Source organism: Nocardioides montaniterrae (genome assembly GCF_054782655.1).
The window spans coordinates 26,181-53,053 of the sequence record NZ_BAAGSB010000013.1; the positions used below are offsets into that span (position 1 = coordinate 26,181).

The 26,873-nt window shown below is 70.7% G+C and carries 31 protein-coding genes; 11 read left to right on the forward strand and 20 right to left on the reverse strand.

All coding sequences use genetic code 11. The features are described 5' to 3' along the window. Positions 1–52 precede the first annotated feature (52 nt). Positions 53–439, reverse strand: a complete 387-nt coding sequence (locus ACYVJ3_RS14975; protein WP_460853858.1) for an antibiotic biosynthesis monooxygenase family protein — start codon at positions 437–439, stop codon at positions 53–55. Between ACYVJ3_RS14975 and ACYVJ3_RS14980 the strand changes: the two genes are divergently transcribed. Next, positions 438–716, forward strand: a complete 279-nt coding sequence (locus ACYVJ3_RS14980; protein ID WP_460853859.1) for a hypothetical protein — start codon at positions 438–440, stop codon at positions 714–716. The genes ACYVJ3_RS14975 and ACYVJ3_RS14980 overlap by 2 nt on opposite strands. Here the strand turns inward: ACYVJ3_RS14980 and ACYVJ3_RS14985 are convergent, their stop codons facing one another. Further along, positions 717–1,502, reverse strand: a complete 786-nt coding sequence (locus ACYVJ3_RS14985) for an isoprenyl transferase (protein ID WP_460853860.1) — start codon at positions 1,500–1,502, stop codon at positions 717–719. A gap of 263 nt (positions 1,503–1,765) precedes the next feature. Between ACYVJ3_RS14985 and ACYVJ3_RS14990 the strand changes: the two genes are divergently transcribed. Next, positions 1,766–2,707, forward strand: a complete 942-nt coding sequence (locus tag ACYVJ3_RS14990) for a type IV toxin-antitoxin system AbiEi family antitoxin domain-containing protein (protein WP_460853861.1) — start codon at positions 1,766–1,768, stop codon at positions 2,705–2,707. 132 nt (positions 2,708–2,839) lie between these two features. Here the strand turns inward: ACYVJ3_RS14990 and recO are convergent, their stop codons facing one another. After that, entirely contained in the window at positions 2,840–3,592 is a 753-nt protein-coding gene (recO, locus tag ACYVJ3_RS14995; protein ID WP_460853862.1) for a DNA repair protein RecO, read from the reverse strand. An 18-nt stretch (positions 3,593–3,610) separates the two neighbouring features. Between recO and ACYVJ3_RS15000 the strand changes: the two genes are divergently transcribed. Next, on the forward strand, positions 3,611–4,354 hold the full coding sequence (locus tag ACYVJ3_RS15000; RefSeq protein ID WP_460853863.1) for a hypothetical protein: 744 nt from the start codon (positions 3,611–3,613) through the stop codon (positions 4,352–4,354). A 30-nt stretch (positions 4,355–4,384) separates the two neighbouring features. Continuing rightward, on the forward strand, positions 4,385–5,419 hold the full coding sequence (locus ACYVJ3_RS15005) for a lipase family alpha/beta hydrolase (RefSeq protein ID WP_460853864.1): 1,035 nt from the start codon (positions 4,385–4,387) through the stop codon (positions 5,417–5,419). A 17-nt stretch (positions 5,420–5,436) separates the two neighbouring features. Here the strand turns inward: ACYVJ3_RS15005 and leuA are convergent, their stop codons facing one another. Both leuA and ACYVJ3_RS15015 read right to left on the reverse strand, forming a co-directional pair. Continuing rightward, positions 5,437–7,185, reverse strand: coding sequence for a 2-isopropylmalate synthase (gene leuA / locus ACYVJ3_RS15010; RefSeq protein ID WP_460853865.1), 1,749 nt, complete (start codon positions 7,183–7,185; stop codon positions 5,437–5,439). Between the two features lie 139 nt (positions 7,186–7,324). Further along, the gene (locus ACYVJ3_RS15015) at positions 7,325–7,747 is read right to left on the reverse strand and encodes a DUF1003 domain-containing protein (protein WP_460853866.1); all 423 of its coding nucleotides are present in this window, start codon (positions 7,745–7,747) and stop codon (positions 7,325–7,327) included. A 29-nt stretch (positions 7,748–7,776) separates the two neighbouring features. On the opposite strand from ACYVJ3_RS15015, the gene ACYVJ3_RS15020 reads away from it, so the two are divergent. Genes ACYVJ3_RS15020 through ACYVJ3_RS15030 form a run of 3 tightly spaced genes read left to right on the forward strand, consistent with a single transcriptional unit; the run spans position 7,777 to position 9,891 of the window. Further along, entirely contained in the window at positions 7,777–8,271 is a 495-nt protein-coding gene (locus ACYVJ3_RS15020) for a flavodoxin family protein (RefSeq protein WP_460853867.1), read from the forward strand. Positions 8,272–8,282: 11 nt separating this feature from the next. Next, positions 8,283–9,086 (forward strand): septum formation family protein, encoded by an 804-nt coding sequence (locus ACYVJ3_RS15025; protein ID WP_460853868.1) that lies wholly within the window; start codon positions 8,283–8,285, stop codon positions 9,084–9,086. Beyond that, positions 9,079–9,891 (forward strand): septum formation family protein, encoded by an 813-nt coding sequence (locus ACYVJ3_RS15030; protein ID WP_460853869.1) that lies wholly within the window; start codon positions 9,079–9,081, stop codon positions 9,889–9,891. Before ACYVJ3_RS15025 ends, ACYVJ3_RS15030 begins: the two co-directional genes overlap by 8 nt. A gap of 121 nt (positions 9,892–10,012) precedes the next feature. Here ACYVJ3_RS15030 and era read toward each other — a convergent pair whose 3' ends face one another. Further along, on the reverse strand, positions 10,013–11,044 hold the full coding sequence (gene era / locus ACYVJ3_RS15035) for a GTPase Era (RefSeq protein ID WP_460853870.1): 1,032 nt from the start codon (positions 11,042–11,044) through the stop codon (positions 10,013–10,015). After that, positions 11,041–11,823, reverse strand: coding sequence for a siderophore-interacting protein (locus ACYVJ3_RS15040; RefSeq protein ID WP_460853871.1), 783 nt, complete (start codon positions 11,821–11,823; stop codon positions 11,041–11,043). The genes era and ACYVJ3_RS15040 overlap by 4 nt, the downstream gene beginning before the upstream one ends. 22 nt (positions 11,824–11,845) lie before the next feature. Between ACYVJ3_RS15040 and ACYVJ3_RS15045 the strand changes: the two genes are divergently transcribed. Further along, on the forward strand, positions 11,846–12,463 hold the full coding sequence (locus ACYVJ3_RS15045; protein WP_460853872.1) for a DUF4333 domain-containing protein: 618 nt from the start codon (positions 11,846–11,848) through the stop codon (positions 12,461–12,463). A gap of 76 nt (positions 12,464–12,539) precedes the next feature. Here ACYVJ3_RS15045 and ACYVJ3_RS15050 read toward each other — a convergent pair whose 3' ends face one another. The 10 genes from ACYVJ3_RS15050 to ACYVJ3_RS15095 all read right to left on the reverse strand — a co-directional run bounded on the left by ACYVJ3_RS15050 (position 12,540) and on the right by ACYVJ3_RS15095 (position 21,997). After that, positions 12,540–13,835, reverse strand: a complete 1,296-nt coding sequence (locus ACYVJ3_RS15050) for a class I SAM-dependent methyltransferase (protein WP_460853873.1) — start codon at positions 13,833–13,835, stop codon at positions 12,540–12,542. Further along, positions 13,832–15,208, reverse strand: a complete 1,377-nt coding sequence (locus ACYVJ3_RS15055) for an FAD-binding oxidoreductase (protein ID WP_460853875.1) — start codon at positions 15,206–15,208, stop codon at positions 13,832–13,834. Before ACYVJ3_RS15055 ends, ACYVJ3_RS15050 begins: the two co-directional genes overlap by 4 nt. A gap of 43 nt (positions 15,209–15,251) precedes the next feature. Then, positions 15,252–15,860, reverse strand: a complete 609-nt coding sequence (locus ACYVJ3_RS15060; protein ID WP_460853876.1) for a response regulator — start codon at positions 15,858–15,860, stop codon at positions 15,252–15,254. Further along, positions 15,857–16,960: a sensor histidine kinase gene (locus ACYVJ3_RS15065; protein WP_460853877.1), complete on the reverse strand. Its 1,104-nt coding sequence runs from the start codon at positions 16,958–16,960 to the stop codon at positions 15,857–15,859. The genes ACYVJ3_RS15060 and ACYVJ3_RS15065 overlap by 4 nt, the downstream gene beginning before the upstream one ends. Before the next feature lie 11 nt (positions 16,961–16,971). Further along, positions 16,972–17,751, reverse strand: coding sequence for an ABC transporter permease (locus ACYVJ3_RS15070; RefSeq protein ID WP_460853878.1), 780 nt, complete (start codon positions 17,749–17,751; stop codon positions 16,972–16,974). Further along, positions 17,748–18,674, reverse strand: coding sequence for an ABC transporter ATP-binding protein (locus ACYVJ3_RS15075; RefSeq protein WP_460853879.1), 927 nt, complete (start codon positions 18,672–18,674; stop codon positions 17,748–17,750). The genes ACYVJ3_RS15070 and ACYVJ3_RS15075 overlap by 4 nt, the downstream gene beginning before the upstream one ends. Before the next feature lie 177 nt (positions 18,675–18,851). Then, positions 18,852–19,196: a cytidine deaminase gene (locus ACYVJ3_RS15080; protein ID WP_460853880.1), complete on the reverse strand. Its 345-nt coding sequence runs from the start codon at positions 19,194–19,196 to the stop codon at positions 18,852–18,854. Between the two features lie 3 nt (positions 19,197–19,199). Continuing rightward, a complete protein-coding gene (locus tag ACYVJ3_RS15085) occupies positions 19,200–20,492 on the reverse strand; it encodes a hemolysin family protein (RefSeq protein WP_460853881.1) in 1,293 nt (430 codons plus the stop codon). Next, the gene (ybeY, locus tag ACYVJ3_RS15090; RefSeq protein WP_460853882.1) at positions 20,492–20,944 is read right to left on the reverse strand and encodes an rRNA maturation RNase YbeY; all 453 of its coding nucleotides are present in this window, start codon (positions 20,942–20,944) and stop codon (positions 20,492–20,494) included. Before ybeY ends, ACYVJ3_RS15085 begins: the two co-directional genes overlap by 1 nt. A gap of 12 nt (positions 20,945–20,956) precedes the next feature. After that, positions 20,957–21,997, reverse strand: coding sequence for a PhoH family protein (locus ACYVJ3_RS15095; RefSeq protein ID WP_460853883.1), 1,041 nt, complete (start codon positions 21,995–21,997; stop codon positions 20,957–20,959). Positions 21,998–22,110: 113 nt separating this feature from the next. Here ACYVJ3_RS15095 and ACYVJ3_RS15100 point away from each other — a divergent pair, with 113 nt between their 5' ends. Next, on the forward strand, positions 22,111–22,614 hold the full coding sequence (locus ACYVJ3_RS15100; protein ID WP_460853884.1) for a SigE family RNA polymerase sigma factor: 504 nt from the start codon (positions 22,111–22,113) through the stop codon (positions 22,612–22,614). Beyond that, positions 22,611–23,654: a carboxypeptidase-like regulatory domain-containing protein gene (locus ACYVJ3_RS15105; RefSeq protein WP_460853885.1), complete on the forward strand. Its 1,044-nt coding sequence runs from the start codon at positions 22,611–22,613 to the stop codon at positions 23,652–23,654. The genes ACYVJ3_RS15100 and ACYVJ3_RS15105 overlap by 4 nt, the downstream gene beginning before the upstream one ends. 139 nt (positions 23,655–23,793) lie before the next feature. On the opposite strand, the gene ACYVJ3_RS15110 is transcribed toward ACYVJ3_RS15105, so the two are convergent. The 3 genes from ACYVJ3_RS15110 to ACYVJ3_RS15120 form a co-directional block, all read right to left on the reverse strand. After that, positions 23,794–24,411, reverse strand: coding sequence for an MBL fold metallo-hydrolase (locus ACYVJ3_RS15110; protein WP_460853886.1), 618 nt, complete (start codon positions 24,409–24,411; stop codon positions 23,794–23,796). Then, on the reverse strand, positions 24,408–25,508 hold the full coding sequence (locus ACYVJ3_RS15115; protein ID WP_460853887.1) for an S-(hydroxymethyl)mycothiol dehydrogenase: 1,101 nt from the start codon (positions 25,506–25,508) through the stop codon (positions 24,408–24,410). The genes ACYVJ3_RS15110 and ACYVJ3_RS15115 overlap by 4 nt, the downstream gene beginning before the upstream one ends. 67 nt (positions 25,509–25,575) lie before the next feature. After that, entirely contained in the window at positions 25,576–25,920 is a 345-nt protein-coding gene (locus ACYVJ3_RS15120; protein ID WP_460853888.1) for a histidine triad nucleotide-binding protein, read from the reverse strand. Between the two features lie 76 nt (positions 25,921–25,996). On the opposite strand from ACYVJ3_RS15120, the gene ACYVJ3_RS15125 reads away from it, so the two are divergent. Then, positions 25,997–26,863, forward strand: coding sequence for a hypothetical protein (locus ACYVJ3_RS15125; RefSeq protein ID WP_460853889.1), 867 nt, complete (start codon positions 25,997–25,999; stop codon positions 26,861–26,863). The last annotated feature ends 10 nt before the right edge of the window (positions 26,864–26,873 follow it).

Genomic DNA, 26,873 nt, shown 5'->3' on the forward strand with positions numbered 1-26,873 from the left:
CTTCGGTTGGCCTCCGCGGCCGGCTGCCGGGAGGTCGTGTCGTGTTCGCGACCTAGGTTATCCGGCTGTCCGCGACATTCAGCACCGTGCCGGGCTCGACCACCTCGTAGGCGCCCGGTTCGTCGATGGCGCGGCTGAGCACGGGCACGCCGTACATCTTGAGGTCGTACGACGACAGCGCCCGCCGATATGCCCCGACGTTCTCCCAGCGTGTCGTGAGCACCCAGAGGTCCGGCTCGTCGAGGTTGCGACCGAGCGCACCGTCGACGTACCCCTGCTTCTCGGCGAGCAGGGCATGCACGCTCTCGAGCTCGCCGCGGAGCGCGTCTCCCCCGTCGGTCGCGCTCGTCGGGACCCGGAACCTGTTGACCACCAGCACGGGGCTGACCCTAGCCGTCGGCTTGACTCCCGCGATCCGATGTTTGAGAATGATTCTCATGTACATCATGGAAGAAGTCACCGGTCAAGGGTTCCTCAAGGAGTACTGGTCGATCCTGACCGACCCGGCGCACGTCGCGGTCGAGGTGACCCTGATGATCCTGCTCGACGGCATCCTGCTGGGCCTCGCCTGGCCGGCCGTCCGCCGCTACTTCAACGCCAAGCTCGAGCGGGCGCACCGCGAGCTCGACGAGGAGCACGGCATCGTCCACCACGGGGACCACATCCACCGGGACGGCATCGACGTGCCGGCCCCGGAGTGCGAGCCGAACGAGTAGTCAGACCTGGTTGGGCTGCGCGCCGCCGTAGCGACGGTCACGGCGGGCGTACTCGTCGATCGCCTGCCACAGGTGGCGGCGATCGACGTCGGGCCACAGCACGTCGGAGAAGACGAACTCGCTGTACGCCGCCTGGTAGAGCATGAAGTTGCTCAGCCGCTGCTCGCCGCTGGTCCGCCAGATCAGGTCGGCGTCGGGCAGCTCGGGGACGTACAGGTAGCGGCCCAGGGTGCGGTCGTCGACCTTGTCCGGGTTGAGCCGGCCGCTCGCGACGTCCTGGGCCAGGCGCCTGGCGGCGTCGCCGAGCTCGGAGCGACCGCCGTAGTTGACGCACATCGTCAGCGTGCAGACCTTGTTGTCCTTGGTGAGCTCCTCGGCGACCTGGAGCTCCTTGATCACCGACTTCCACAACCGCGGGGCACGGCCGGCCCAGCGCACACGGACGCCCAGCTCGTGCATCTCGTCGCGTCGGCGGCGGATGACGTCGCGGTTGAAGCCCATCAGGAACTTCACCTCGTCGGGGCTGCGGCTCCAGTTCTCGGTCGAGAAGGCGTACGCCGAGATCGCCTTCACGCCGATCTCGATCGCACCCTCGACCACGTCGAACAGGCTCGACTCCCCCTGCTCGTGGCCCTTGGTGCGCGGCAGGCCCCGCTCCTTGGCCCACCGGCCGTTGCCGTCCATCACGATCGCCACGTGGTGCGGCACCAGCTCCTTGGGGATCGCCGGCGGTCGGGCGCCGCTCGGGTGCGGGGTCGGCGGGCGGACCGGCGTACGTCGGGACACGGGGTGAGCCTAGTGGCGGGGTCGGCCGGTGGTCGTGCTGCAGGTTTCCCAAGGGATGCAGCCGAACCTGCACCTCCCAGGCTCTACAACCATTGGGAAGCGCAGGCTTCCCTGCATCCCTTGGGAAACCTGCAGCACGACGCCAGTCCCACGCGCCACACAACCGGCCGATTCCTGTCCACAGCGCCTCACTGCGCGCGCATCATCCACAACGGCCGATCCCGCACCCGTGAAATGTCGGCGCCAACGCTGAACGTCGCTGCATGGACCCACTTCGAGTACTCACCGCCGAGAGCGGATTCTTCACGACGCAAGAAGCAAAGAGCGCCGGATACGGCGATCGAAGCATCGCCAAGATGGCGCGCCAAGGTCACTGGTTCAGGTTCCGGCGCGGAGCCTATGCGTTTCGGGACGAATGGATGTCCCTTGGCGATGCCGGTCGGCATTGCGTGCGCGCCAACGCCGTGATGCGTTCGCACCACGGCCGGGTCGCGCTGAGCCATGTCTCCGGCGTCCTCGCCCACGGCATCGACACGTGGGGAGTGAACCTCGATCGCGTCCATGTGACCCGACTCGACGGTGGTCCCGGCCGGATCGACGGCGACGTCGTCCACCACGAGGGGTTCGTCCTCGACGCAGAGGTAGTCGAAGCAGGCGGACATCAAGTGCTGATCCCCGAGCGCTGCGTGGTGGAGGCGGCGTCACGCGTGCGCAACGAGGCGGCGCTCTGCTTGATGGACTCCGGCCTGCGGGCGGGCGCCTTCACGGCTGACGAGCTCGGCCGACAGTTCGGACTGATGCAGCACTGGCCGTACGCGCAACATCTGCACGTCCCCGTTCGGATGGCTGATGGCCGTGCCGCCTCGATCGGCGAGTCGCGCGGCCGCTGGTGGTTCAGCCGGGTGGGCATACCCGCGCCGGACCTCCAACACGATGTCCTCGACCTCGACGGCTCGCTGATCGGCATCACCGACTGGTGGTGGCAACAGTTCGGGATGTTCGGTGAGTTCGACGGCAAGATCAAGTACGGGCGCCTGCTCAAGCCTGGCCAGGACCCTGGCGAGGTCGTGTTCGAGGAGAAGCGGCGCGAGGACCGCATCCGGGAGGCGACGAACGCCACGGGTCTCAGGCTCACGTGGGCGGATTACGCGGACCCGGCACAGATCCGCGCCAGGTTCGACCGCTTGGCTCGCCGTACGGGTTGATCGGCGTCGTGACCGGTGCAGGTTTCCCAAGGGATGCAGCCGAACCTGTACTCCCCAGGCTCTACAACCATTGGGGAGCGCAGGTTTCCCTGCATCCCTTGGGAAACCTGCAGCGTCAGCCGGATCCCGGGCTCAGCGCTCGACGTACTCCAACGACCGCAGGCCACGCTCGAGCTGCCACTGGACGAACGCGGCGACCAGCCCGTTGGCCTCGCGGATGTGGCGGGGATCGGCGGCCTCGACGATGGCCCAGTCACCGGCGAGCAGGCCGCCCATGAGGATGACGGTCTCGGACGCCGGGGTCGCGGAGCCGGGGATGCGGCAGGTGGAGCACAGGACTCCGCCCATCGACGGGTTGAACCAGCGGTGCGTCACCAGCTCGCCGGTGGAGAGCACCGGCGGGCGGCCACAGTGGGCGCAGTCGACGAAGGACGGCGCGTAGCCAGCGATCGCGAGCGCCCGCAGGAGGTAGGAGTCGAGGACGTGCCCGGCCGCGCGCTCACCGGACGACATCGCGCGCAACGCCCCGAGCAACAGCTGGAACTGCTGCACGGCGGGCTCCCGCTCCTCGGCGACCAGGCGGTCGGCGGTCTCCAGCATCACGGTGCCGGCGGTGTAGCGGTCGTAGTCGAAGCCGATCTCGGGCGCGAAGGCGCCCCGGGTCTCGGCCTGGGTGATCGTGTCGAGGTTGCGGCCGTCGGCGAGCTGGAGGTCCACATGGGTGAACGGCTCGAGCCGGGAGCCCCACCGCGAGGTCGTACGACGCACGCCCCGAGCCACCGCACGCACGCGACCGTGCTGGCGGGTGAGCAGGGTGATGATGCGGTCGGCCTCCCCCAGCTTGTGGGTGCGAAGCACGATCGCCTCGTCGCGGTAGAGAGGCACTCTCCTATTGTGTCGGTCATGACCGACACCGGCCGTCGCGGCGCACCGAGAGGATCGTTCCGGGAGTGGACGGTCGTCGTCCTGTCCTGGGCCGCGGTCTTCACCAACGCCTGGCTGCTGTTCTTCCCGCCGCGGGACCACCACTTCGCCCACGGGATCAAGGTCGCCGACCTGGCCATCTGCGTCCTGCTCGGCCTGACCCTGCTGCGCTGGCTGCGCTTCCGCACCGGCCGCCGCCTGCTGCGCAAGCAGTGGTGGGAGGTCGTGGCGATCTTCCCGTTCATCGTGCCGACGGTCGGCGGGTGGAAGGCCGTGCTGCTGGCGGTCCTCGTCGCTCGCCTGGTGCGGATGGTCGACCGCACCGACAACGTGCTCGGCGACCGGATCACCGACGACGTCGTACGCCACTTCTCCGACCCGATCGTCAACGCCATCAAGCGCCCGATCACCATCGCCGTCCTCGACGAGGTCGTCGCGGTCATCCGCACCGGGACGTACGCCGAGAACGTCCGCTCCGCGCTCGACGAGAACCGCGAGCAGATCGAGGCGATGGTGGTCGACCTGGTGCGCCAGGACAAGGCCACCGGCAAGCTGAGGTACCTGCCGTTCCACGACGACCTGGTCACGATGATCAGTGACACCGTGCTGCGCATCGTCAACGGCGCGCTCGACGACCCCCGCACCACCGAGCTGATCTCCGACGTCATCGCCACCTCGGCCGACCAGCTGCGGGTCGCCGTACGCCAGCCGCACCAGGCGTGACCGTCCTCGCTCGCAGGAGTTGAAGCCATCATGGTCGTACGCCGCCTCGCCACCCTGACCGCCGCAGCCGTGGTGCTCGCGCTCGCCCCCCAGGTCGCGCGGGCGACGCCGGCGTACGCACCCCTCGACCGGCCGGGCCCGAAGCTCTCCGTCTCCGCGTCGCGGCTGAACGCCTCCCTGACCTGCCAGGGCAACCCCGCGGGCCGCCAGCAGGGCGTCCTGCTCAATCCGGCGACCACGGTGACGCCGGACCAGAACTACTCCTGGAACTACGAGAAGGCGTTCACCGCCCAGCACCGCTACTGGTGCGCGGTGACCGTGCCGTTCCACACCACCGGCGACATCCAGGTGGCGGCCGAGTACATCGTGCACGCGATCCGGGTGATGCACCGCCGTACGGACAAGCGGGTCGACATCCTCGGGCACAGCCAGGGCGGCATGAGCCTGCGGTGGGCGCTGCGGTTCTGGCCCGACACCCGCGCGATGGTCGACGACGTGGTCGGCTTCGCCGGCACCAACCACGGCAGCACCGCGTTCGGGCAGCAGTGCCTGACCGGCGTGACCACGTGCCCGCCCGCGATGTGGCAGCAGCGCGCCGGATCCGCCTTCATCAAGGCGCTCAACAGCCGCACCGAGACCTTCCGCGGCATCGACTACACGGAGATCTGGACCCACACCGACGAGGTCGTCACCCCGGCCGGACCCGCCGCGACGGCGACGTCGGCGCTGCGGACCGGCCACGGCCACATCGCCGACGTCGCCACCCAGGACGTCTGCCCCGCGAACATCAGCGAGCACGTCACGCTCGGCACCAGCGACGCCGTCGCCTATGCCCTGGCGATGGACGCGCTCAACCACCGCGGACCGGCCGACCCGGCGCGGATCGACCGGTCCGTGTGCAGCCACCTCTACCAGCCGTACGTCGACCCCGCGGACCTCTCGCTGTGGCTCGAGGTCCTCGAGATCTTGCCTGGTCTCGGCTCCGCGGAGCTGCCGTTCGTGAACACCTTCGGCTCGCCGTCGCTCAAGGCCGAGCCGAAGCTGCGGTCCTACGTCTTCCGCTGACCGACGGCGGTCGATCCCTACTGCGGGATCGTGACGGCCTGCGCGCGGTTGGCGGCACAGACCACGGCCCGCAGGGACGCGGTGACGATGTTGTGGTGGATGCCGATGCCCCACACGATCTCACCGGCGACCTCGCACTCGACGTACGCCGCCGCGACGGCGTCGCCGCCGGCTGACAGCGCGTGCTCGGCGTAGTCGAGGACCCGGATCTCCGCACCCGCCTGGCGCATGCCGTCGACGAACGCCGCGACCGGTCCGTTGCCCAGACCGTTGAAGGTGCGCTCCTCGCCGCGGACGACGAGCTTGACCTCTTGGGTGTCGTCGCCGTCCTCGCTGGTCACCGAGGTGAACGACTCCAGGCGGTAGGGCTCCTCGCGCTCGAGGTACTCCGTGCGGAAGATGTCCCAAATCGCCTCCGGCGTGACCTCGCCGCCCTGAGCGTCGGTGTGCTGCTGGATGACGCGGGAGAACTCGATCTGCGCGCGGCGCGGCAGGTCCAGGCTGTGCTCGGCCTTGAGGACGTAGGCGACGCCACCCTTGCCGGACTGGCTGTTGACCCGGATCACGGCCTCGTAGGTGCGGCCGACGTCCTTGGGGTCGATCGGGAGGTACGGCGCCTCCCACGGGATCTCGCGTACGTCGACCCCCTGCTCCGCGGCGATCCGGTCGAGGTCCTCCAGGCCCTTCTTGATGGCGTCCTGGTGGGAGCCGGAGAACGCGGTGTAGACGAGGTCGCCGGCGTACGGGTGACGCGGGTGGACCGGCAGCTGGGTGCAGTACTCGACGGTGCGGCGTACCTCGTCGATGTCGGAGAGGTCCACCTGCGGGTCGATGCCCTGGCTGAACAGGTTCATCGCCAGCGTCACCAAGTCGACGTTGCCGGTGCGCTCGCCGTGGCCGAACAGGCAGCCCTCGACGCGGTCGGCGCCGGCCATCAGGGCCAGCTCCGTCGCGGCGACGGCGGTGCCGCGGTCGTTGTGCGGGTGGAGGGAGATCGCGCTGACGTCGCGGCGGGTCAGCTGGCGGCCGAAGTACTCGATCTGGTCGGCGTAGGTGTTGGGCGTCGACATCTCGACGGTCGCCGGCAGGTTGAGGATGATCTCGCGACCCGCCTCCGGCTGCCACACGTCGGAGACGGCCTCGCAGACCTCGAGGGCGAAGTCGGTCGGCGTCTGGGTGAAGATCTCCGGGCTGTACTGGTAGCCGAAGTCCTGCGAGCCGACGATGTCGCCGAGCAGGCTCTCGGCGTACTTCATCACCAGCTCGGTGCCGCGGGTGGCGATGCCGATGCACTCCTCCGGCGTGACGCCGAAGACGACGCGACGGAACAGCGGCGCGGTCGCGTTGTAGAGGTGGACGGTGGAGCGCGGGGCGCCGACCAGGCTCTGGACGGTGCGCTCGATCAGGTCCTCGCGGGCCTGGGTCAGCACCGAGATCTGGACGTCGTCGGGGATCCGGTCGCCCTCGATCAGCTGGCGGACGAAGTCGAAGTCGGTCTGGCTCGCGCTCGGGAAGCCGACCTCGATCTCCTTGTAGCCCATCTTCACGAGCAGGTCGAACATCTTCAGCTTGCGCGCGGGCGTCATCGGGTCGATGAGCGCCTGGTTGCCGTCACGCAGGTCGGTGGAGAGCCACCGCGGCGCGTGGGTGATCTTCGCGTCGGGCCACGTGCGGTCGGGCACGGTGACCGGCTCGAAGGCGCGGTAGCGGCCGACGGGCATCGCCGAGGGCTTCTGCTGGTTGCTGGTGTTGCTCAGGTTCGTCATGGAATTCGCCTTGGTGTGGAATGAGTAGCGCCGGCGCGCAGCACGCTCTCCGCAGCGAGGAAGCCGACTGTTCAGGCCTCGCTGCGGCCACTAAGAAGAAGCAGACGCGTCATGACTCCTCCACGATATCAGGCTCGCGTCAGCCGGCCGCCCCTCCGCGCTCCTCGACCATCCGGCGGTGCAGCTCGGTGGTCAGCTGGTGGATCGCGCGGGTGAGCTCGGTGTTGGTCTTGAGCTCCAGCTCCTGCTCCACGAAGTCGTGGTCGGCCTTGGCGCGCGCGACGTCGGCCTGCCGGTTCTGCCCGATCATCACGAACGTCGAGAGGAAGATCGCCTCCAGCGACACGACAAGAGTCAGCGTCGGCCACGGGCTGCCCTCGACCAGCAGCATCCAGATCGCGAAGACGACCACGTGGACGTAGACGAAGGCCATCGAGCCCGCGAACGCGGTGATCGCGTCCGCCAGCCGGGTCTGGAAGCTCGCCGCCCGTTTGTCGAGGTAGGCCGCGACGGCGGGGTGGTGCGACGTACGACGCTGCGGGGTGCTGGGGTCGGTGCTCATGGCGACATGCTGGCACTAGATTCAACGGCATGGCCCGGCTTCTCGTCGTCCACCACTCCCCCTCGCGGTCGATGCGGGCGCTGCTCGACCGGATCGTCGCGGGCGCGGGTGACGAGGCGATCGACGGCGTGGAGGTCGTCGTACGTCCTGCCCTGGAGGCCACGGCGTCCGACGTGCTGGAGGCCGACGGGTACGTCCTCGGCACCACCGCGAACTTCGGCTACATGAGCGGGGCGCTCAAGCACTTCTTCGACTCCACGTTCCTCGCGGTGGGTGGTGCGCTCGACCCGACCGGCGCTCCCGCGGAGGAGGCGGGAGCGACCGCGGGACGGCCCTACGGGCTGTGGCTGCACGGGCGCTACGACCTGACCGGGGCGACGCGGTCGGTGCAGTCGATCGTGGGCGCCCTCGGGTGGAGGCAGGGGTACGACGTCCTCGGGGTGCTTGGCGAGGTCGACGACGCCGCGCAGGAGGCGGCGTACGAGCTGGGCGCTACCATCGCGGCACTGCTGACGATCGATTGAAGGGGGCAGCGTTGCGGCTGCGCAGCACCGTCGCGTGCCTCACCCTGCTGCTCGCACCGCTCCTGACCGGCTGCGGCTCGGAGGACCAGGGCTCCAACAGCGATCCCGACCAGGTCGACTCCGTCGCGGCCCCCGCGGACGGTGCCTGCCGGCTGCTGACCGTCGCCGACGCCCGGTTGCACGTCAACGCCACGCGGACCGTGGACTGCTCGGCCAAGCACACGGCGCAGACGTACGCCGTCGGTGAGCTCCCGGCGACCTTCAAGAGCGCGTCCTACGACGACCCCGAGCTGGACAGCTGGGCCTACCGGACCTGCTCCTCGAAGTTCTCGACGTACGTCGGCGCCGACGAGAGCCTGGTGCTCCGCACCACCATCAGCTGGGTCTGGTTCCGGCCCTCGAAGGAGGCCTGGGACAAGGGCGCGCGCTGGTACCGCTGCGACGTGGTGGGCGGCAACGACGACAGCACGACCTACCGCCGGCTGCCGACCAAGGCGAAGGGGATGCTCAGCGGGCGGCCCGACGACCACTGGCTGGCCTGCGCCGCCGGTGCGGAGTTCCCCAGCTCGGCCAAGGTTGCCTGCAGCCAGCCCCACGACTGGCGCGCCGTCACCACGATCAAGCTCGGCGAGCCCGGCGACCCCTACCCGGGCGACGCCGTCGCGGAGTCGCGCAGCAACTCGTTCTGCTCCAGCTCGGTCAAGGCCTGGCTGAACTACCCCGCCACCTACGCGTGGGGATACACCTTCTTCCACGAGGCCGAGTGGGAGATGGGGAACCGCCGATCGGTCTGCTGGGCCCACACGCATGGCTGACCGGCTCCGCGTGCTGCTGGCCGGCCTCGCCGGCGTACTCCTGCTCGCCGGGTGCGGCAGCTCGCCGACGGCGCCGCCGCCGGAACCGACGAAGCCGGCCGCCGCTCCCCCGCCGCCCGCGGCACCGAGCACCGGTCGCTGCTACGACATGACGCTCAAGCAGACCCTGGGCTGGACCAGCGGGGCGAAGGCGCAGGCCTGCTCCGCGAAGCACACCACCGAGACCTATGACGTCGGCACCCTCGACACCGTCGTGGACGGCCACCTGCTCGGCGTCGACTCCGCCCGTGTGCAGCAGCAGGTGCCGGCCGCCTGCCGCAAGGGCCTCGACCGCTTCCTCGGAGGTACGCCGGACCGGGCCCGGCTGAGCATGGTGCGGCCGGTGTGGTTCACCCCGACCGTCGCGCAGTCGGACAAGGGCGCCGACTGGTTCCGCTGCGACGTCGTCGTGGTCGCCTCGACCAGGTCCCTCGCGGCGCGCACCGGCAGCCTCAAGGGCGTGCTGCGGGGCGTTCACGGACGCAGCGACGTCGGGATGTGCGGGACCGCCGCGCCCACGGCCAGGAACTTCCACCGGGTGCTCTGCTCGGCCCGCCACTCGTGGCGCGCGGTCTCGATCGTGCCGATGCGCCAGGGCGCGTATCCCGGCGTGAAGAAGGCGCGTGCCGCCGACGGATCCCGCTGTGAGGAGGCCGCCGCGGCCGGGGCGAGCAACCCGCTGCAGTTCGACTACGGCTACGAGTTCCCCACTGCCGCCGACTGGGCCAACGGCCAGACCTACGGGATCTGCTGGGCCAAGGACTGACCCGCGCCGCCTGCAGGTTTCCCAAGGGATGCAGCCGAACCTGCACTTCCCAGGCAGTACAACCACTGGGGAGTGCAGGTTTCCCTGCATCCCTTGGGAAACCTGCACGACCGGCGGAGCCTCAGAAGCCGAGCTTGCGCAGCTGCCGCGGGTCCTTCTGCCAGTCCTTGGCGATCTTGACGTGCAGGTCGAGGTAGACCGGGGTGCCGAGGAGGGCCTCGATCTGCTTGCGGGCGTTGGTGCCGACCTCCTTGAGGCGCGAGCCCCGGTGGCCGATCACGATGCCCTTCTGCGAGTCGCGCTCGACGTACAGGTTGGCGTGGATGTCGAGCAGCGGCCGGTCGGCGTCGCGGCCCTCGCGCAGGCCCATCTCCTCGACGACGACGGCGATCGAGTGCGGGAGCTCGTCGCGTACGCCGTCCAGGGCGGCCTCGCGGATCAGCTCGGCCGCCAGGATCTCCTCCGGGGCGTCCGTCAGGTCGCCGTCCGGGTAGAGCGGCGGACCCTCCGGCATCAGGCCGACGAGAAGGTTGCCGAGCAGCTCGATCTGGTGGCCCGAGACCGACGAGACGGGGACGACCTCGGCCCACTCCGTGCCGGTCTCGGCGCCCAGCTGGGCGATGTCGAGCAGGTGCTCGCCGAGGCGCTCGTTGTCGACGAGGTCGGTCTTGGTGGCGACCGCGATCTTGACCGTACGCCGGACCTTGCCGAGCTCCTCGACCAGGAACCGGTCGCCCGGCCCGATCTTCTGGTCGGACGGGAAGCAGACCGCGACCACGTCGACCTCGGACCAGGTCGCCTTGACCAGGTCGTTGAGGCGCTCGCCGAGCAGGTTGCGCGGGCGGTGCAGGCCGGGGGTGTCGACCAGGATCAGCTGGCCGTCCTCGCGGTGCACGATGCCGCGCACGACCGTGCGGGTGGTCTGGGGCTTGTCGGAGGTGATGACGATCTTCTGGCCGACGATCGCGTTGGTCAGGGTCGACTTGCCGACGTTGGGCCGGCCGACGAAGCAGGCGAACCCGCTGCGGTGGCCCTCCTTGACCTCGCCCGACCCGAAGATGGGCGCTGCGGGTGCGGGCGCCGGCAGGCCGGCGAGGTCCTCGTCGAAGTCGTCGTCGAGATCATCGCTCTCGTGGTCGAACTCTCGGTTCACTGCTGCTCCTCGCGGGCGGCGTCGTAGGCCGCCCAGATCTCGTCGTCGGACTTGCCCGCAGCCTTGCCGGCCCGCCAGATCGGGCCGGAGTCGATCGCGCGGAGCTGGCGCTCCTTGACGGCACGCCAGTAGCCCATCACGTCGTAGCGGGAGCTCGGCATCCTGACCTCGCGCATCAGGTGCTTGCGGATCGCCCGCATCTGCGCGGACTCCCCCGCCATCCAGAAGTAGCCCGGTCCCTCGGGCAGCGTGAGGCCCTCGACGGCGCTCGCCAGGCCGTCACCGTGGCCCTGCGCCCAGGTGATCTCGGCGCTCTCGGGGAGGTACGCCGGCAGGTGGTCCGGGACCTCGGCGTGGATGCGGACCGGGAGGCGGTCGGCGTACGTCTCGGCGATGCGGGCCATCGCGGGAAGCCCCGTGAGGTCACCCACCAGCTGCAGCCACTGCGCGTCCTCGGGCAACGCGAACGAGCCCTTGGGCTCGGTGATCGTGATGGTCTGCCCGACCGGGTCGCCGGCACGGCCGAGCGCCCACTCGGTGACCAGGCCGACCTCGTGGACGACGACGTCGAGCACCATCTCGCCGTTGGCCCACGAGCGGACGGTGTAGTAGCGCGACTGGAACTGGCCGGGGACGACCAGGCCGACCCACTCGTCGGCGATCGACGTCGAGGTGAAGCCCGACAGGCCCTCGCCTCCCAGCGTCAACCGGACGAAGTGGTCGCTCAGCTGCTCGCGGCGCAGCACCCGCGCGGCGTACTCCTCGGCCCGTCTGCTCATCTCAAGACAGAAGGGTAGTGGCATGATCCGGCGGCAGGGGGGCCGCGTACAGGCACGGCGCCACGTTCTCGGGAGCAGCATGAAGATCATCGCCACGTCCATCACCGCCGCGGCCGCCGTGATGGCCCTCGCGGGCTGCAAGGCCAGCGTCTCCGTCGGCTCGACCAGCTCCGACGAGATCTCGGCGAGCAAGGTGGCGAGCACCATCGCCCAGGCGTACGCGAAGCAGAAGAGCGTCGACGCCAGCACCGTCGAGGTCAGCTGCGCCGACGCGCTCCCGGCCAAGACCGACGCCGAGGTGAAGTGCGACATGACCGCGGAGGACACCGTGTACGCCGTCACCGCGACGTACACCGGCAAGTCGGGCAGCGAGCTGCACGCGGAGTGGACCCCGACCGGTCTCTCCAAGGACGCCATCGAGAGGTCGGTCTCCGCCGAGGCCACGAAGAAGGGCCTCACGGTCGCGAGCCTCACCTGCACCGACGACCTGCTGGCAGCGGCCGGCTCGACGATCTCCTGCTCGATGAACGCCAACGACCGCGCCTGGGACGTCACGGTCACCTCGACCGGCATGAAGCCGGACGGCACGACCGTCGGCTACCACTGGGACGCGAAGTCCGCCGCCCCCGGCAGCAAGTGAGCTGAGGAGTCGGCGTACCTGATGTTCCGGCCCCTTTTTCGCCGAGATCAGGGCCAGAACATCAGGTACGACGCGGTCACGCGCCGAACGTGTGCCGCAGCGGGTAGCCGCTGACGCCTCCGTCGGAGCGGGTGGCCAGGACGTGGTGGAGCTGGATCTCGTCGCGCTCGAAGGCGATCCGGGAGCCGACCATGTACAGGCCCCAGACACGGGCGGTGCCCTCGTCGGTCTCGGCGACGCAGGCGTCCCAGTTGGCCTCGAGGTTCTCCGACCAGCCCTGGAGCGTGCGCGCGTAGTGCAACCGGAAGTTCTCGTGGTGCTGGACCTCCAGCCCGGCGTCCTCGACGGCGCTGAGGATCGTCCCCGAGCCGGCGAGCTCGCCGTCGGGGAACACGTAGCGGTCGATGAACGCACCGGCCTTGCCCGCCGAGCGGTTGTCGTGGCGCGTGATGCAGTGGTTGAGCAGCCGCCCCTGGGGGCGCAGCTTGTCGCGCAGGAGACCGAAGTACGCCGGGTAGTTGGCCACGCCGATGTGCTCGGTGAGACCGATCGAGCTGATCGCGTCGAAGTCGCCCTCGGCGACCTCGCGGTAGTCGGCGTACCGGACCTCGGCGAGGTCGTCGAGCCGCTCCTCCTTGATCGCCTGCGCCGCCCAGGTGGCCTGCTCGCGCGACAGCGTCACGCCCAGCGCCTTCACGCCGTAGTGGCGGGCGGCGTGCCGGACCATCCCACCCCAACCACAGCCGACGTCGAGCAGGCGCTGCCCCGGCCGGAGGTCGAGCTTGCGGCAGATCAGGTCGTACTTGTACGCCTGTGCCTCCTCCAACGTGGCGTCCTCGGAGGGGAACACCGCGCAGGTGTAGGTCATCGACGGCCCGAGGACGTGCTCGTAGAAGGTGTTCGAGACGTCGTAGTGGTGGTGGATCGCGTCGGCGTCCCGCTCCTGGGTGTGGCGGCCCCAGGCCCGCAGCCCCTCGAGGCGGTAGCGCCAGGCGGGCAGGTGCTCCTGCGGCGGCGGGGGCGGCGGCGCGATGTTGCGCCAGCCCAGTGCCCGCACCAGCGCGGCGAGCTTCGCCGGCGACGGCATCCCGAAGTCGGTGTGGCTCTTGAGCACGCTGAACGGGCCATAGGGATTGCCCGGGTGGGCGCCGTGCAGGACGAGGTCGCCGGCGACGTACGCCCGGGCCAGGCCGAGGTCGCCGGGAGCGGTGAGCAGGTAGGCGAGCCCACGCGGGCTCACCAGCTCGATGCCGTACGCCGCGTCGCGCGGACCGGCCGAGCTTCCGTCGTACGCCGTGAACCGCAGGGGCAGGCCCCCGGTGAAGAGGCTCTCGATCGCCGGCGCGATGGCCGGCGGTGCCAGGGTCGTCATCTGCGTGCCACCGCCTTGTCGTAGAGGTTGGTCAGCCGGCCGTCGGGGTCGTGGCGCGCACGCACCGCGTCGAGGTGGTCGGTGTTGTAGAGCTGCCGGAAGGTCTCGGCGTCGTAGAAGGACTCGGAGTAGAGCGACTTGTGGCCGCCGAGCTCGTGGACCTTGGCCTCGATCGCCCGGTTGCGCGGGGACTCCTCGGCCGCCGGGCCGACCGCGACCGTGCCCCAGAAGCCGACGTTGACGTAGGTCTCCCCCGGCGTCAGGGGGTACAGCGGCCACCGGCCGCCCGTGGCCGAGCCCGTCGAGACCAGCGGGCAGACCCACACCGGCCGCATCCCGATCTCGGCGTCGAACCACGCAAGGAACTCGGCCAGCCGCCCGACGGGGACCTCGACGTCCTGCACGACCCGCTCGCGCTGCGGCTTGCGGGTGAGCCGGTCGAGCCGGTCGGCCACGCCGAGGCGCTGGTCGAGGTGCAGCAGCCGCATGTAGACGTCCGAGCGACGCAGCCGCCGCGGCCAGAGCTTGCGGACCACCGGGTTCTGCGCGCCGAACGCGCCCGAGCACCAGAACCAGTCGGTGTCCCACCGCCAGAGATAGTCGTACGTCGAGAGCAGGTCGGTGGCCCGCTCCCGGACCGACCGGAAGTAGATGTCCGACCCGGTGTAGTCCGAGGTCACGCCGCCCGCACTGGTCCAATGCGCGAGCGTCAGGTAGCACTCGTCGGGCGCGAAGACGACGCCGTCCATGCCGTCGACCCGGCGGCCGGCGTACTCCTTGGTCTCGGTGATCTCCGCGATGGTGCGCGCCATCGCGGCGGGGTCGATGAAGCGGACGTGCCGCAGCCCGACGTGCTCGGCGACGGGCTCGAGCGCGATCCGCAGGCGGGTGGCGTAGCCGAGGGTGCCGTAGGAGTTGGGGAACGCGTCGAACAGCTCGTCGCCGGGGCGGACGGTGACGATCTCGCCGCTGCCGGTCAGCACGTCCATCTCCAGCACCGACTCGTGCGGAAGGCCGTTGCGGAAGCTGGTCGACTCGACCCCGAGCCCCGTGACCGCGCCGCCCAGCGTGATGGTGCGCAGCTGCGGGACGACGTACGGGATCAGGCCGTGGGCCAGCGTCGCGTCGACGATCCGCTCGTAGGTGCACATGCCCTGCACCTCGGCGGTCCGGGCCTCCGGGTCGACGTCCAGGACGCCGGTCAGGCCGGAGACGTCGAGGCCCGGCGCGGTCGGCGCGGATCGCTGGCGGAAGAGGTTCGTGGTGCTCTTGGCCAGCCGCACCTGCTCCCCCACAGGAATCGCGGCGTACGAGGCGAGCAGCTGCTCGACCGCACGCACGTGTTCCTGCCGGCCGACCTCGAGAATCGGCACGCCTCCGACACTACCGGCCGGAAGTCGGGGGTTCCAGAGGTTTTTAGAGCCAACCGTTGCCTTCGGCAATCGTGACCGCCTCGGTGCGGTTCGCCGCCCCCGTCTTGCCGATGGCGGCCGAGAGGTGGTTGCGCACGGTGCCCTCGGACAGGAAGAGCGCCTTCGCGATCGAGGCGACACTCGCGCCGCCCCGGGCCGCCTGCAGCACCTCGGTCTCGCGGTCGGTCAACGGCGACTGACCGGTGATCAGCGAGTCGGTGGCGAGCCCGGGGTCGACCACGCGCAGTCCCTGATGGACCCGGCGTACGGCGTCGGCGAGCTGCGCGGCCGGGGTGTCCTTGACGACGAAGCCCGAGGCGCCGGCGCGGATCGCGCGCTGGAGGTAGCCGGGCCGCCCGAAGGTGGTCACGATCAGGACCCTGGTCCCGGGCGAGACCCTGATGACCTCGGAGGTCGCCGCGATCCCGTCCAGCCCGGGCATCTCGACGTCGAGCAGGGCGACGTCAGGGGTGAGCTCGGCCGCCTTGGCGACCGCCTCGTGACCCGAGCCGACCTCGGCGACGACCTCGAGGTCCGACTCGAGCTGGAGCAGCGCGGAGAGCGCGCCGCGCACCAGCGCCTGGTCGTCGGCCAGCAGGATCCGGATGCTCATGCCCGCTCCACCTTGAGGCTGAAGCCGTTCCCGGACGGGCCGGCGGTGACGGTCGCACCGACGGCATCGGCACGCTCACGCAGGCCGACCAGGCCGTGCCCGGCCGGTCCGGCGCCCGTTCCGCGGCCGTCGTCCACGACCTCGGCGCTGGTCGGGCCGAGCCGGACGGTGCAGGTCGACGCGGCACTGTGACGGATCACGTTGGTGACTCCTTCTCGGACGGTCCAGGCGAACAGCTCGCGCAGGTCGGTCGGTACCTCGTCGGTCGAGTTCGGCAGGACCGCGGTGATCTCTGCCGCCTCGAGCGCCGTCCGGGCCCGGGAGATCTCGCCCGGCAGGGTCAGGTCGCGGTACCCCTCCACCGCACGGCGTACGTCGGCGAGCGCGTCCCGGGCGAGCCGCTCCAGATCCATGATCTCGCCGCGGGCTCGCGCCGGGTCGGCGTCGAAGAGCCGGTTGGCCAGCTCGGCCTTCACCGTGATCACGGTCAGCGAGTGACCGAGGATGTCGTGCAGGTCGCGGGCGAACCGGTTGCGCTCGTTGTCGACGAGCAGCTTGGCGTTGTCCTGCTCGGCCACGATCAGGTCGCGGTTGCGACGCAGCACGGTCTTGAAGCCGAAGACGGCCAGCGATCCGGCGACGACGCCGAACGCGCTGCCCCAGACGCTCTGCGAGTGGTGGGTCAGGCCGTAGGCCAGGACACCGGCGACGACCGCGAGGGCGGCGGGACCGCCGTACCGCAGCGGCAGCAGCATCACCGCGGTCACCGCGACGAACGGCGCCGTCGCGAAGCCGCTCTCCCCCACGAACGCCACGATCAGGGCGGACATCAGTGCCAGGGAGGCGACGAAGGTGAGGGCGGCGACCACGGGTACGTCGGGGCCGAGCCCGCGCATCGCCCGCCGGGCCGTCATGAACACCTGGACGTAGACGATCGCGAACACGACCGTCAGCACCATCGCGGCGACGCCGTCGACCTCGCTGCGGCGGTGGAGGCCCTCGACGAACGGGTTGACCAGGAAGACCAGCCACAGCGCCGCGATCAACGGACCGGCCCGGCCGATGCGGCGGTCCTCGCTCACGGTCGGCGACTCGGACATGACGGTCATCCTCAGACCCGCGCCGTGTCCTTGCTCATCCGCCACGCCGCGCCGGCGACGAAGATCGCGCACCACGCCACCGCGTTGACGACCGAGTACCACGGCAGCTCGTGGGTCAACGGCGAGCGAGCGACCTCGGAGACGCCGTACATCGGGTCGAAGTAGGCGACCACGCGTACCGCGTGGGGGAACTGCGTCAGCGGCAGGAAGATGCCGCCAAGGAACGACAGCAGGGCAAGGCCGGGGCCGAGGATCTGCATCACGTTCTCGGACGGGACGAGGTAGCCCACGAACACGCCCAGCGCCGCGAAGGTGAGGGTGCAGAACAACGTGGTGACCATGCAGGCGATCCAGATGCCGAGCGGCATCGCGGCGTGGCCCTGCAGCTTGCCGACCAGGTTGACCATCGCGATGACCGTCGCACCCATCGTCAGCGCGACGATCGCCTTGGTGAGGATGTAGGCGACCGGGTTGAGCGGGGTGAGCCGCAGCTGCCGGCTCCAGCCCACCGCCCGCTCCGCGGCCACGGCGGCTCCGCCGGACGCGGCGGTCAGCGCTGCGCCGTACAGGCCCATCGAGACCATCAGGTAGGCGGCGAGGTTGCCGTGGCCGACCGAGTCCTGCCAGCCCTTCTGGTTGCCGACGCTCAGGAGCAGCAGCACCGGCAGGACCAGGGTGAAGATGACGGTACGGCGGTTGCGCAGGACCCGCTTGAGCTCGATGCCGAGCAGGGTCAGGCTGAAGCCGCCGAGCTTGGGGGTACGCCGCAGCGTGGGGTCGTAGGTGCTCATCTCTCCTCGGTTCCTGAGCTGGTCGACGGTCCGGTGAGGGTCAAGAAGGCCTCCTCGAGGCCCTTCGCGGCGACCTCGAGGTCGCGGGCGGGGGTCTCGGTGAGCAGGAAGCGCGCGACGGCGTCGCTGTCCCTGGTGTGCACGATGACGCTCTCGCCCCGGGCCTCGACGCTGTCGACGCCGGTCAGCGCGCGGAGGCGGTCGAGGGTGCCGTCGGGGTCGGGCAGCGTCGCGCGGACCGTGCGACCCGAGGCGAGCGCCTTGATCTCGCTGCCGGTGCCGTCGGCGACGACGAGGCCGTCGCTGATCAGGACGATGCGGTCGGCGTACTGGTCGGCCTCCTCGAGGTAGTGCGTGGCGAACAGGACCGTGCGGCCCTGCTCGGCGTCGGCGCGGATCGCGGACCAGAACGTACGCCGGCCCTCGACGTCCATGCCCGTCGTCGGCTCGTCGAGCAGCAGCAGGGCGGGGTCGGGCAGCAACGCCATCGCGAAGCGCAACCGCTGCTGCTCACCACCCGAGCACTTGCCGACCCTGCGGTCGGCGATACCGGTGATGCCCGCGGTGGCGAGTACCTCGTCGACCTGGCGGGTCTCGGCGAAGAGGGAGGCGGTGTAGGCGACGGTCTCGCGGACCGTGAGGTCCTTGAGCAGGCCACCGGTCTGCATGACGGCCGAGACCAGGCCGCGGGCGACCGCGTCGCGGGGCTTGAGGCCGAGAACCTGTGCCGTGCCGCTCGTCGGCTGGGACAGGCCGAGGACCATGTCGATGGTGGTGGTCTTGCCCGCGCCGTTGGGGCCGAGGAACGCGACCACCTCGCCGGGTCGGATCTCCAGGTCGATGCCCTTGACGGCATGGACGCTGCCGAAGGTCTTGGTCACGCCGTCGAGCCGGATCGCGGCGACGGGCAGGTTGCTGCTCATGCCGTCAGCCTGCCGGTTCTGCGACCGGTTCGCCTGGAGAAGCCGTCACGAACCTCCCCTGACATTTGTCAGCGGCTCGGGCGTCGGAATCACCTGTCCACCGGTGATTCCTTCACTTCCACCCCGTTGCAACGGGGTGGAAGTGAAGGAACCGGTGCAATCCGGTGACGGGAGTGATCAGAGTGACGTGCTGGCGACGATCGCCCCGCGGGCGTCCCCGGTGTGGAGGAGTACGCCGGAGGACCCGGCGAACTCGGTCAGGACGGCGCGATCGACCGCCGTCGGCTCCCCGGCCTCGCCGAGCAGGACGCAGGCGTCCACGCCGGTCGAGCCGGACGCGACGGCCATCGCGACGACGGCCTGGACCGCGCTCAGCTGGAGCGACTCGAGCGCGATCGTGGCGGCGGCGTACGTCCGTCCGTCGGTGTCGCGCACAGCGGCGCCCTCGGCCGCCTGGATGCGGGCGCGGGTGGCGCGAGCGAGGGTGACGAGCTTCTTGTCCTCGGCGGTCAGGTCCGTCATGGGTCAATTATCGCCATCGGCGCCGGGCTCGCCGAGCCGGGTGATGAGGACGGTGCCGACCCGGTTGCGCCGGCCGTAGACCTGCTCGGCCTCGAAGCGCAGCCCGTGGGCCTCGACGGCGGCGCCCGAGATCGGCACCCGGCCCAGGTGCTTGGTGAGCAGACCGCCGACCGAGTCGACGTCCTCCTCCTCGACGTCGACCCCGACGAGCTCCTGGAGGTCGTCGACCGGGAAGCGCGAGGACACCCGGTAGACGCCGTCGGGCAGCTCCTCCGGCTCGGCCTCGGCCTCGTCGTACTCGTCGGTGATCTCGCCGACGATCTCCTCGAGGAGGTCCTCGATGGTGATCAGGCCGGCGGTGCCGCCGTACTCGTCGACGACCATCGCCAGGTGGCTGTGGTGCGCCTGCATCTCGCGCATCAGGTCATCGACCGGCTTGGACTCCGGCACCCAGTGCACGGGCCGCATGATCTCCTCGACCCGCTGGGTGAACTCGACGTCGGGCGCCTCGAAGTCGCGGCGTACGACGTCCTTGAGGTAGGCGATGCCGAGCACCTCGTCGAGGTTCTCCCCGACCACGGGCACCCGCGAGAAGCCCGAGCGCAGGAAGAGCGACATGGTCTGGCGCAGATTCTTGTGGGCCTCGATGTAGACGACGTCGCCGCGCGGCACCATCACCTCACGCACCGAGGTGTCGCCGAGCTCGAAGACCGAGTGGATCATCTTGCGCTCGTCGGCCTCGATGACGTCGGTCGCCTCGGCCATGTCGACCATCTCGCGCAGCTCGGTCTCGGTCGAGAACGGGCCTTCACGGAAGCCCTTGCCGGGCGTGATCGCGTTGCCGACCAGGATCAGCAGCTTCGGGATCGGTCCGAGGACCGTGGTCGTCGCGGCCAGCGGCCAGGCGCTCCAGAGCGCGACCGTCTCGGCGTGCTGGCGACCGACCGTGCGCGGGCCCACCCCGATGATGACGAAGCAGACGACCAGCATCGCGCCGACCGTGATCAGGATGTCGAGGGTGGTCGCGGGCCGGTGCCGCCCGACGACGACGACGGTGACCAGCACGGTCGCGGTGATCTCGCACAGCAGCTCCAGCAGGAGCGCGGTGTTGAGGTGGCGCGGGGCGTCCTCGAGCACGCCGAGCAGCCGGCGTGAGCCCGCGCGGCGCTCGGCCACCAGCTCGTGGGCACGAGCACGGGAGAACGACCCGACGGCGGCGCCCGCAGCGGTCAGCAGCCCGGCGAGCACGACCAGGACGGCCGCGGCACCGAGCCGCCAGAGATCACCAGGGATCATCAGGCCTGGGCTCGCCACTCGCCGAGCAGCTTGTCCTGCAGCCCGAACATCTCCTTGTGCTCCTCCGGCTCGGCGTGGTCGTAGCCGAGCAGGTGCAGGATGCCGTGGGTGGTGAGCAGCTCGAGCTCGGCGAGCGTGCCGTGCCCCGCCTCCGCACCCTGGCGCTCGGCGATGGTGGGACACAGGATCAGGTCGCCGAGGACACCCTCCTCGGGCTCCTCGTTGACCAGGCCCGGCCGCAGCTCGTCCATCGGGAAGGCCAGCACATCGGTCGGGCCCTCCTTCTCCATCCACTGCTCGTTCAGCTGGGCGATGGTCGCCTCGTCGACGGCCTTGATGCACAGCTCGGCCTGCGGGTGGACGCGCATCGCGTCCATCACGAACCGGGCCAGCCGCTCGAAGTGGCGGGCGTCGAGGCCGGTGCCGGACTCGTCGATGATCTCGATGCTCACTCAGGCGTCCTTCTACTTGGCGGCGGGGTTCTTGACCGGCGTACGCCGACGGTCGTTGCGGGCCTGCTGCTGCGCGTCGTGCTCGTCGTACGCCGCCACGATGCGACCCACGAGCTGGTGGCGGACGACGTCCTGCGCGGTGAGCCGCACGAACGCGAGGTCGTCGACACCGTCCAGGATCTCCTCGACGATCCGCAGGCCGGACTTGGTGCCCGCGGGCAGGTCGACCTGGGTGACGTCGCCGGTGACCACGATCTTGGAGCCGAAGCCGAGCCGGGTCAGGAACATCTTCATCTGCTCGGGCGTGGTGTTCTGCGCCTCGTCGAGCACGATGAACGAGTCGTTGAGCGAGCGGCCGCGCAGGTACGCCAGCGGGGCCACCTCGATCGTGCCGGCAGCCAGCAGCTTGGGGATCGTGTCGGGGTCGAGCATGTCGTGCAGCGCGTCGTACAGCGGCCGGAGGTAGGGATCGATCTTCTCGCTGAGGGTGCCGGGCAGGAAGCCGAGCTTCTCCCCCGCCTCGACGGCCGGGCGCGAGAGGATGATCCGGTTGACCTGCTTGTTGTTCAGCGCCTGCACGGCCATGGCCATCGCGAGGTAGGTCTTGCCGGTGCCGGCGGGACCGATGCCGAAGGTGATCGTGTGGTTCTCGATCGTCTCGACGTACCGCTTCTGGTTGAGCGTCTTCGGGCGGATGCTGCGACCGCGGCTGCTGAGGATGTTGACGCTGAGCACGTCGGCCGGGCGCTCGCCCTGCTCGTCGACGCTGGCCCGCAGCATCCCGGAGACGCGCTCGACGGTCTCGACGGTGATGCCCTGGCCGGTGCGCAGGATCGCGACCATCTCGTCGAGCAGCTTCTCGGCCAGCGCCACCTCCTCGGCCTGGCCGACGAGCGTGATCCGGTTGCCGCGGACGTGCACCTCGACGCCGAAGGTCCGCTCGATGCGGCCGAGGTACTCATCGGCGGGGCCGAGCAGGCTGACCAGGTCGATGCTGTTCGGGATGACCACCACGTGGCGGGTCGCCGCGGCGGTGGGGGGAAGGTCTGGCATGCGCGCTTTCTGGTCGTACGACGGTGGCTCCCAGACTACGGGAGCGGCGACCGCGCCGACCACGGCGATTCCCACGGGAACCGATCCGGGTTGCCCGATCATCTGAAGGAGTGATGGACGCCGACACCGCCTTCAGCGAGTACGCCGCCGCGCGCTGGCGTCGCCTCGTGCGCGCCGGCGTGCTGCTCGGCTGCGACGTCGGGGAGGCGGAGGACCTGGCGCAGCAGACCCTGCTCCGCTGCTACCTCAAGTGGGGCGCGGTCCAGGGTGCCGACGACCGCGACGCCTACGTCGCCAAGCTGCAGCTCAACCTGCTGCGCCAGAGCCGGCGGCGGCGCTGGTGGGGAGAGCGGGCGACCGCCGAGCTCCCCGAGCATGGTGGGGGCGACGCGACCGTCACGGTCGACGACGCCGATGCCCTCACCCGGGCGATGGCCCGTCTCCCGGAGTGCCAGCGCCAGACGGTCGTGCTGCGCCACTACCTCCACCTCACCGAGCAGCAGATCGCGGCCGCGACCGGCGTCGCCTCCGGCACCGTCAAGAGTCGCCTCTCCCGAGCCCTCGCGACGCTGGCCGCCGACCCGAACCTCGCTGTGCTCCGGGAAGGACACCGATGACCGACGAGACGCTCGACGACCTGTTGCACCGGGCCGTCGCCGACGTACCCGACGCGAGCCCGCCCGTCGCCGCGCTGCTCCAGCGTGGTCGGCAGGTCCGCCGGCGGCGCCGTCGTACGGCGGTGCTCGGCGCGGCCGTCGCCTGCCTGGTTGTGGTGGGCGGGATCGCCGTCGCCCGGACGGTGACCGGCCCGGGCGAACCGACCGTCACGGCACCGGTGACGGACCTGGCGCCCGCTCCGGCGGGCACGAAGTGGGTCGGCGTCGGTCGACAGGTCATCGCGGTGCCCCGCGATTGGCCGGTCGTCCCGGGGATCTACTGCACCGAGCCGACCCACTCCTTCGTGACGATCACCGAGTGGCGCGTCGCCGTGGCCTGCGAGCCGATCCGGACCCCGCCCCGTCCGGTGGACAGCATCGACATCGAGGCTGCCCCCTCGGGGCTGCTGGAGGTGCACGACTCGCGCTCGGACGGAGTGCTGCCGCGCGGCGGCCACGCGGAGGTACGTCGCACGCTTCCTCGGGGCTGGCTCGCCGTTCCGTTCGGCGAGGTCGCCGGCGGCGTGGGCCTCCCCTCGGTGTCCAGCGAGATCGAGGCGCTCACCGCCGCCGGCTTCCGGGTCGAGCGCCGGACGGCGCCCTCGCTCGGCCGTTGGCTGCCGGTCACCACCACGCCCGAGATCGGCACGCCCGCCCGGGCCGGCAGCACGGTCATCGTCAACGACCATGGTGCGATCGCCTCGACGGCGACGCTCACCGGCCGGCTGCTCTGGGTCGGCGGCCCCGCGCCCGGGACCGCGCGACCGCACGCGGGCGTCGTCCACGTCGTCAACGACGACGACTCGGTCGGCCAGACGGTGGCCGCCGGTGCGGACGGACGCTGGCGCATCGACCTGCCGCCCGGCACCTATCGCGTCATGGCCACCTCGCCCGGCTACCTCAGCGCGCACGGGGAGCCGGACGCCTGCACGGCGACTGGCCCGGTCACGGCCGCCGCGCACCGCGCCCGGTCCGTCGACGTCTACTGCCAGCTCAGGTAGCCATCGAGTGCTAGGGACTATGGGCCAACTGGCCCATAGTCCCTAGCCACCGGCGGAACAGCCCGCGAGGCTGCTCCGTCCCTCGATCCCCGGCCTGGGCAGGTGCGCGCGACCGCGTACCTGAACGCCGGGACCGCGGTCATCCGTCGGCGTCGAGCAGCGCGCGCTCGGCGCCGATCGTGGTGTCCTCGCCATGACCGGTGTGGACCACCGTCTCGGGTGGCAGCTCGAAGAGCTCGGCACGGATCGAGGCCTCGAGGGTCGACCGGTCGGAGTAGGACCGTCCGGTCGCGCCGAGGCCGCCGTGGAAGAGCGTGTCGCCGGTGAAGACACAGCCGAGGTCCTCGGCGTACAGGCAGACCGCGCCGGGCGCGTGGCCGGGCGTGTGCAGCACCCGGAGGGTCGTGCCGGCGACGGTGACCACCTGCCCGTCGGAGAGGTCGACGTCCCAGAGGTGGTCGGTGTGGGTCAGCTCCCACAGCGGCCGGTCGTCGGGGTGCAGCAGGATCGGCGCCACGACCTTCTCGCGAAGGGCCGGCGCGACGCGGACGTGGTCGTCGTGCGCGTGGGTGCAGATGATCGCCTTGACCCGGCGCTCGCCGACGACCGCGAGGATCGCGTCGACGGAGTGCGGGGCGTCGATGACGACGCACTCGGTGTCGTCACCGACCACCCAGACGTTGTTGTCGACCTCGAACGTCTCGCCGTCCAGCGTGAACGTGCCGGACGTGACGGCGTGGTCGACGCGACCGGTCACAGGATCACCACCGAGCGCAGGACACTCTGCCCATCGGTGGCGCGGTGCATGCGGTCGAACGCCGCTTCGACGTCGCCGATGCCGATCTCCTCGGACACGAACGCGTCCAGGTCGAGCCGGCCCTGCTGGTAGAGGTCGACCAGCATCGGGAAGTCACGGCTCGGGAGGCAGTCGCCGTACCAGCTGGACTTGAGCGAACCGCCGCGGCCGAAGACGTCGATGAGCGGGATGTCGGGGACCTTCATGTCCGGGGTCGGTACGCCGACGAGGACGACCGTTCCCGCGAGGTCACGGGCGTAGAACGCCTGCTTCCAGGTCTCGGGGCGGCCGACCGCGTCGATCACGACGTCCGCGCCGTTCCCGCCGGTGAGCTCCTGGATGGCGGCGACCGGGTCGCCGGACGAGGAGTCGATGGTGTGAGTGGCGCCGAGCGCCTCGGCCCGGGCCAGCTTCTTGGCGTCGATGTCGACGGCGATGATCGGGTTCGCACCCGCCAGCGCCGAGCCGGCGACGGCTGCCACCCCGACTCCCCCGCAGCCGATCACGGCGACCGAGCGCCCACGCGTGACGCCACCGGTGTTGATCGCGGCCCCGATCCCCGCCATCACGCCGCAGCCGAGCAGCCCGACGGCGGCCGGCCGGGCCGACGGGTCGACCTTGGTGCACTGGCCGGCGGCGACCAGGGTCTTCTCGGCGAACGCGCCGATCCCGAGGGCCGGTGACAGCTCGGTGCCGTCCTCGAGCGTCATCCGCTGCGTCGCGTTGTGCGTGGCGAAGCAGTAGTGCGGCTCACCACGCCGGCAGGCGCGGCACTGGCCACAGACCGCGCGCCAGTTGAGGATCACGAAGTCGCCGGGCGCCACGTCGGTCACGCCGGGCCCCACCGATTCCACGACACCCGACGCCTCGTGCCCGAGCAGGAACGGGAAGTCGTCGTTGATCCCGCCCTCGCGGTAGTGCAGGTCGGTGTGGCAGACCCCGCAGGCCTGCACCCGCACGACCGCCTCACCGGGCCCGGGATCGGGCACGTTGATCGTCACCAGCTCGACCGGCGCGCCCTTCGAGCGCGCCACCACCGCCTTCACCTGCTGCGTCATGTCCTCAACCTAGTGAGGACCCCACCACGCCGTAAGGGGCCGGAGGAGGCCGAACGGCGAGGCCGACTCAGCCCGGGGGCCAGGTCATCGCGCGGCCGCCGAGCAGGTGCATGTGCACGTGGAAGACGGTCTGGTGCGCGTCCGCGCCGGTGTTGAGCACCAGGCGGTACCCGCCCTCCAGTCCCTCCTTCGCCGCGATCTCGCGGGCGGCGTCGAAGAGGTGCGCCGACGTCGCCGGCTCCCCCTCGGCGAGCGCGGCCGCGTTCGGGTAGTGGCTGCGCGGGATCACCAGCACGTGCGTGGGCGCCTGCGGGTGGAGGTCGCGGAACGCGATCGTGGTCGGGGACTCGTGGACGATCTCGGCGGGGATGTCCCCGGCGACGATCTTGCAGAAGAGGCACTCGTCGGTCACAGGTCGAGCCTTGCAGGTCCCGGCACGCCGACGTCAAGCCCCCGGGTTCGACGTACGGCCCACTAGCGTGGTGGAGGTGAGCCAGACCGCCCCCACCAAGCTGACACCGCGCGGCGTGTGGGTGGCCGGAGCGGTCGCGTGTGTCGGCGTGATCGCCCTTGCGCTGATCATCTCCGCGCTGCTCGGCGACGGCCCACGTCACCATCACCGACACCGGCCGAGCGGCCCGACCAGCCCGGTCCAGGTCTACTTCCAGGCCGCGAGCCCCACCGGGGTCAGGCTGTACGCCGAGCCGCACGATGTCGCGGGAACCGGCGACGACAGGGTGCTGGCGGCGGTGCGTGCGCTGACCGCCCGGCACGGACCCGACGACCCCGACTACCGCACCGTCTGGCCGGCTCACTCGTTCTCCGCGGCCTCGGTCGAGAAGGACCGGATCGTGATCGGACTGACCGCGAAGGCGACGAAGCGACCGCGCGGGGTGACGGCGGCGGAGGCGACCATCGGCCTGCAGCAGCTCGCCTTCACCGCGGACGCGGCGTCCGACACCAACCTCCCGGTCGAGATCGTCTCGCCCGGCTCCACGACGAGCTCCCCTCTCGGCATCTCGACCGGCCCGATCGTCCGCGACCAGTCGCTCGGGCTGTTCGCGCCGGTCAACCTGTCCCACCTGGCCGACGGCGCGCGCGTGAGCGGCACCCTGACGACGGGCGGCACGCTCACCCAGGACGTCCACCGCATCAGGTGGACGCTGTCGGACCACCGCCACCAGCCGGTCCGCCACGGCAGCGCCAAGATCATGGGCGGCTCGTTCACCCTCGAGGCCGACCTCAAGGGCCTGCCGGCCGGCACCTACGTCCTGACCGTCCGAGGACGAGCGACCGGCCAGACGTCCGGAGCGTCCCGCAACTATTCCGACTCCCGCAACGTCCAAGTGTCGTAAGACGCAACCC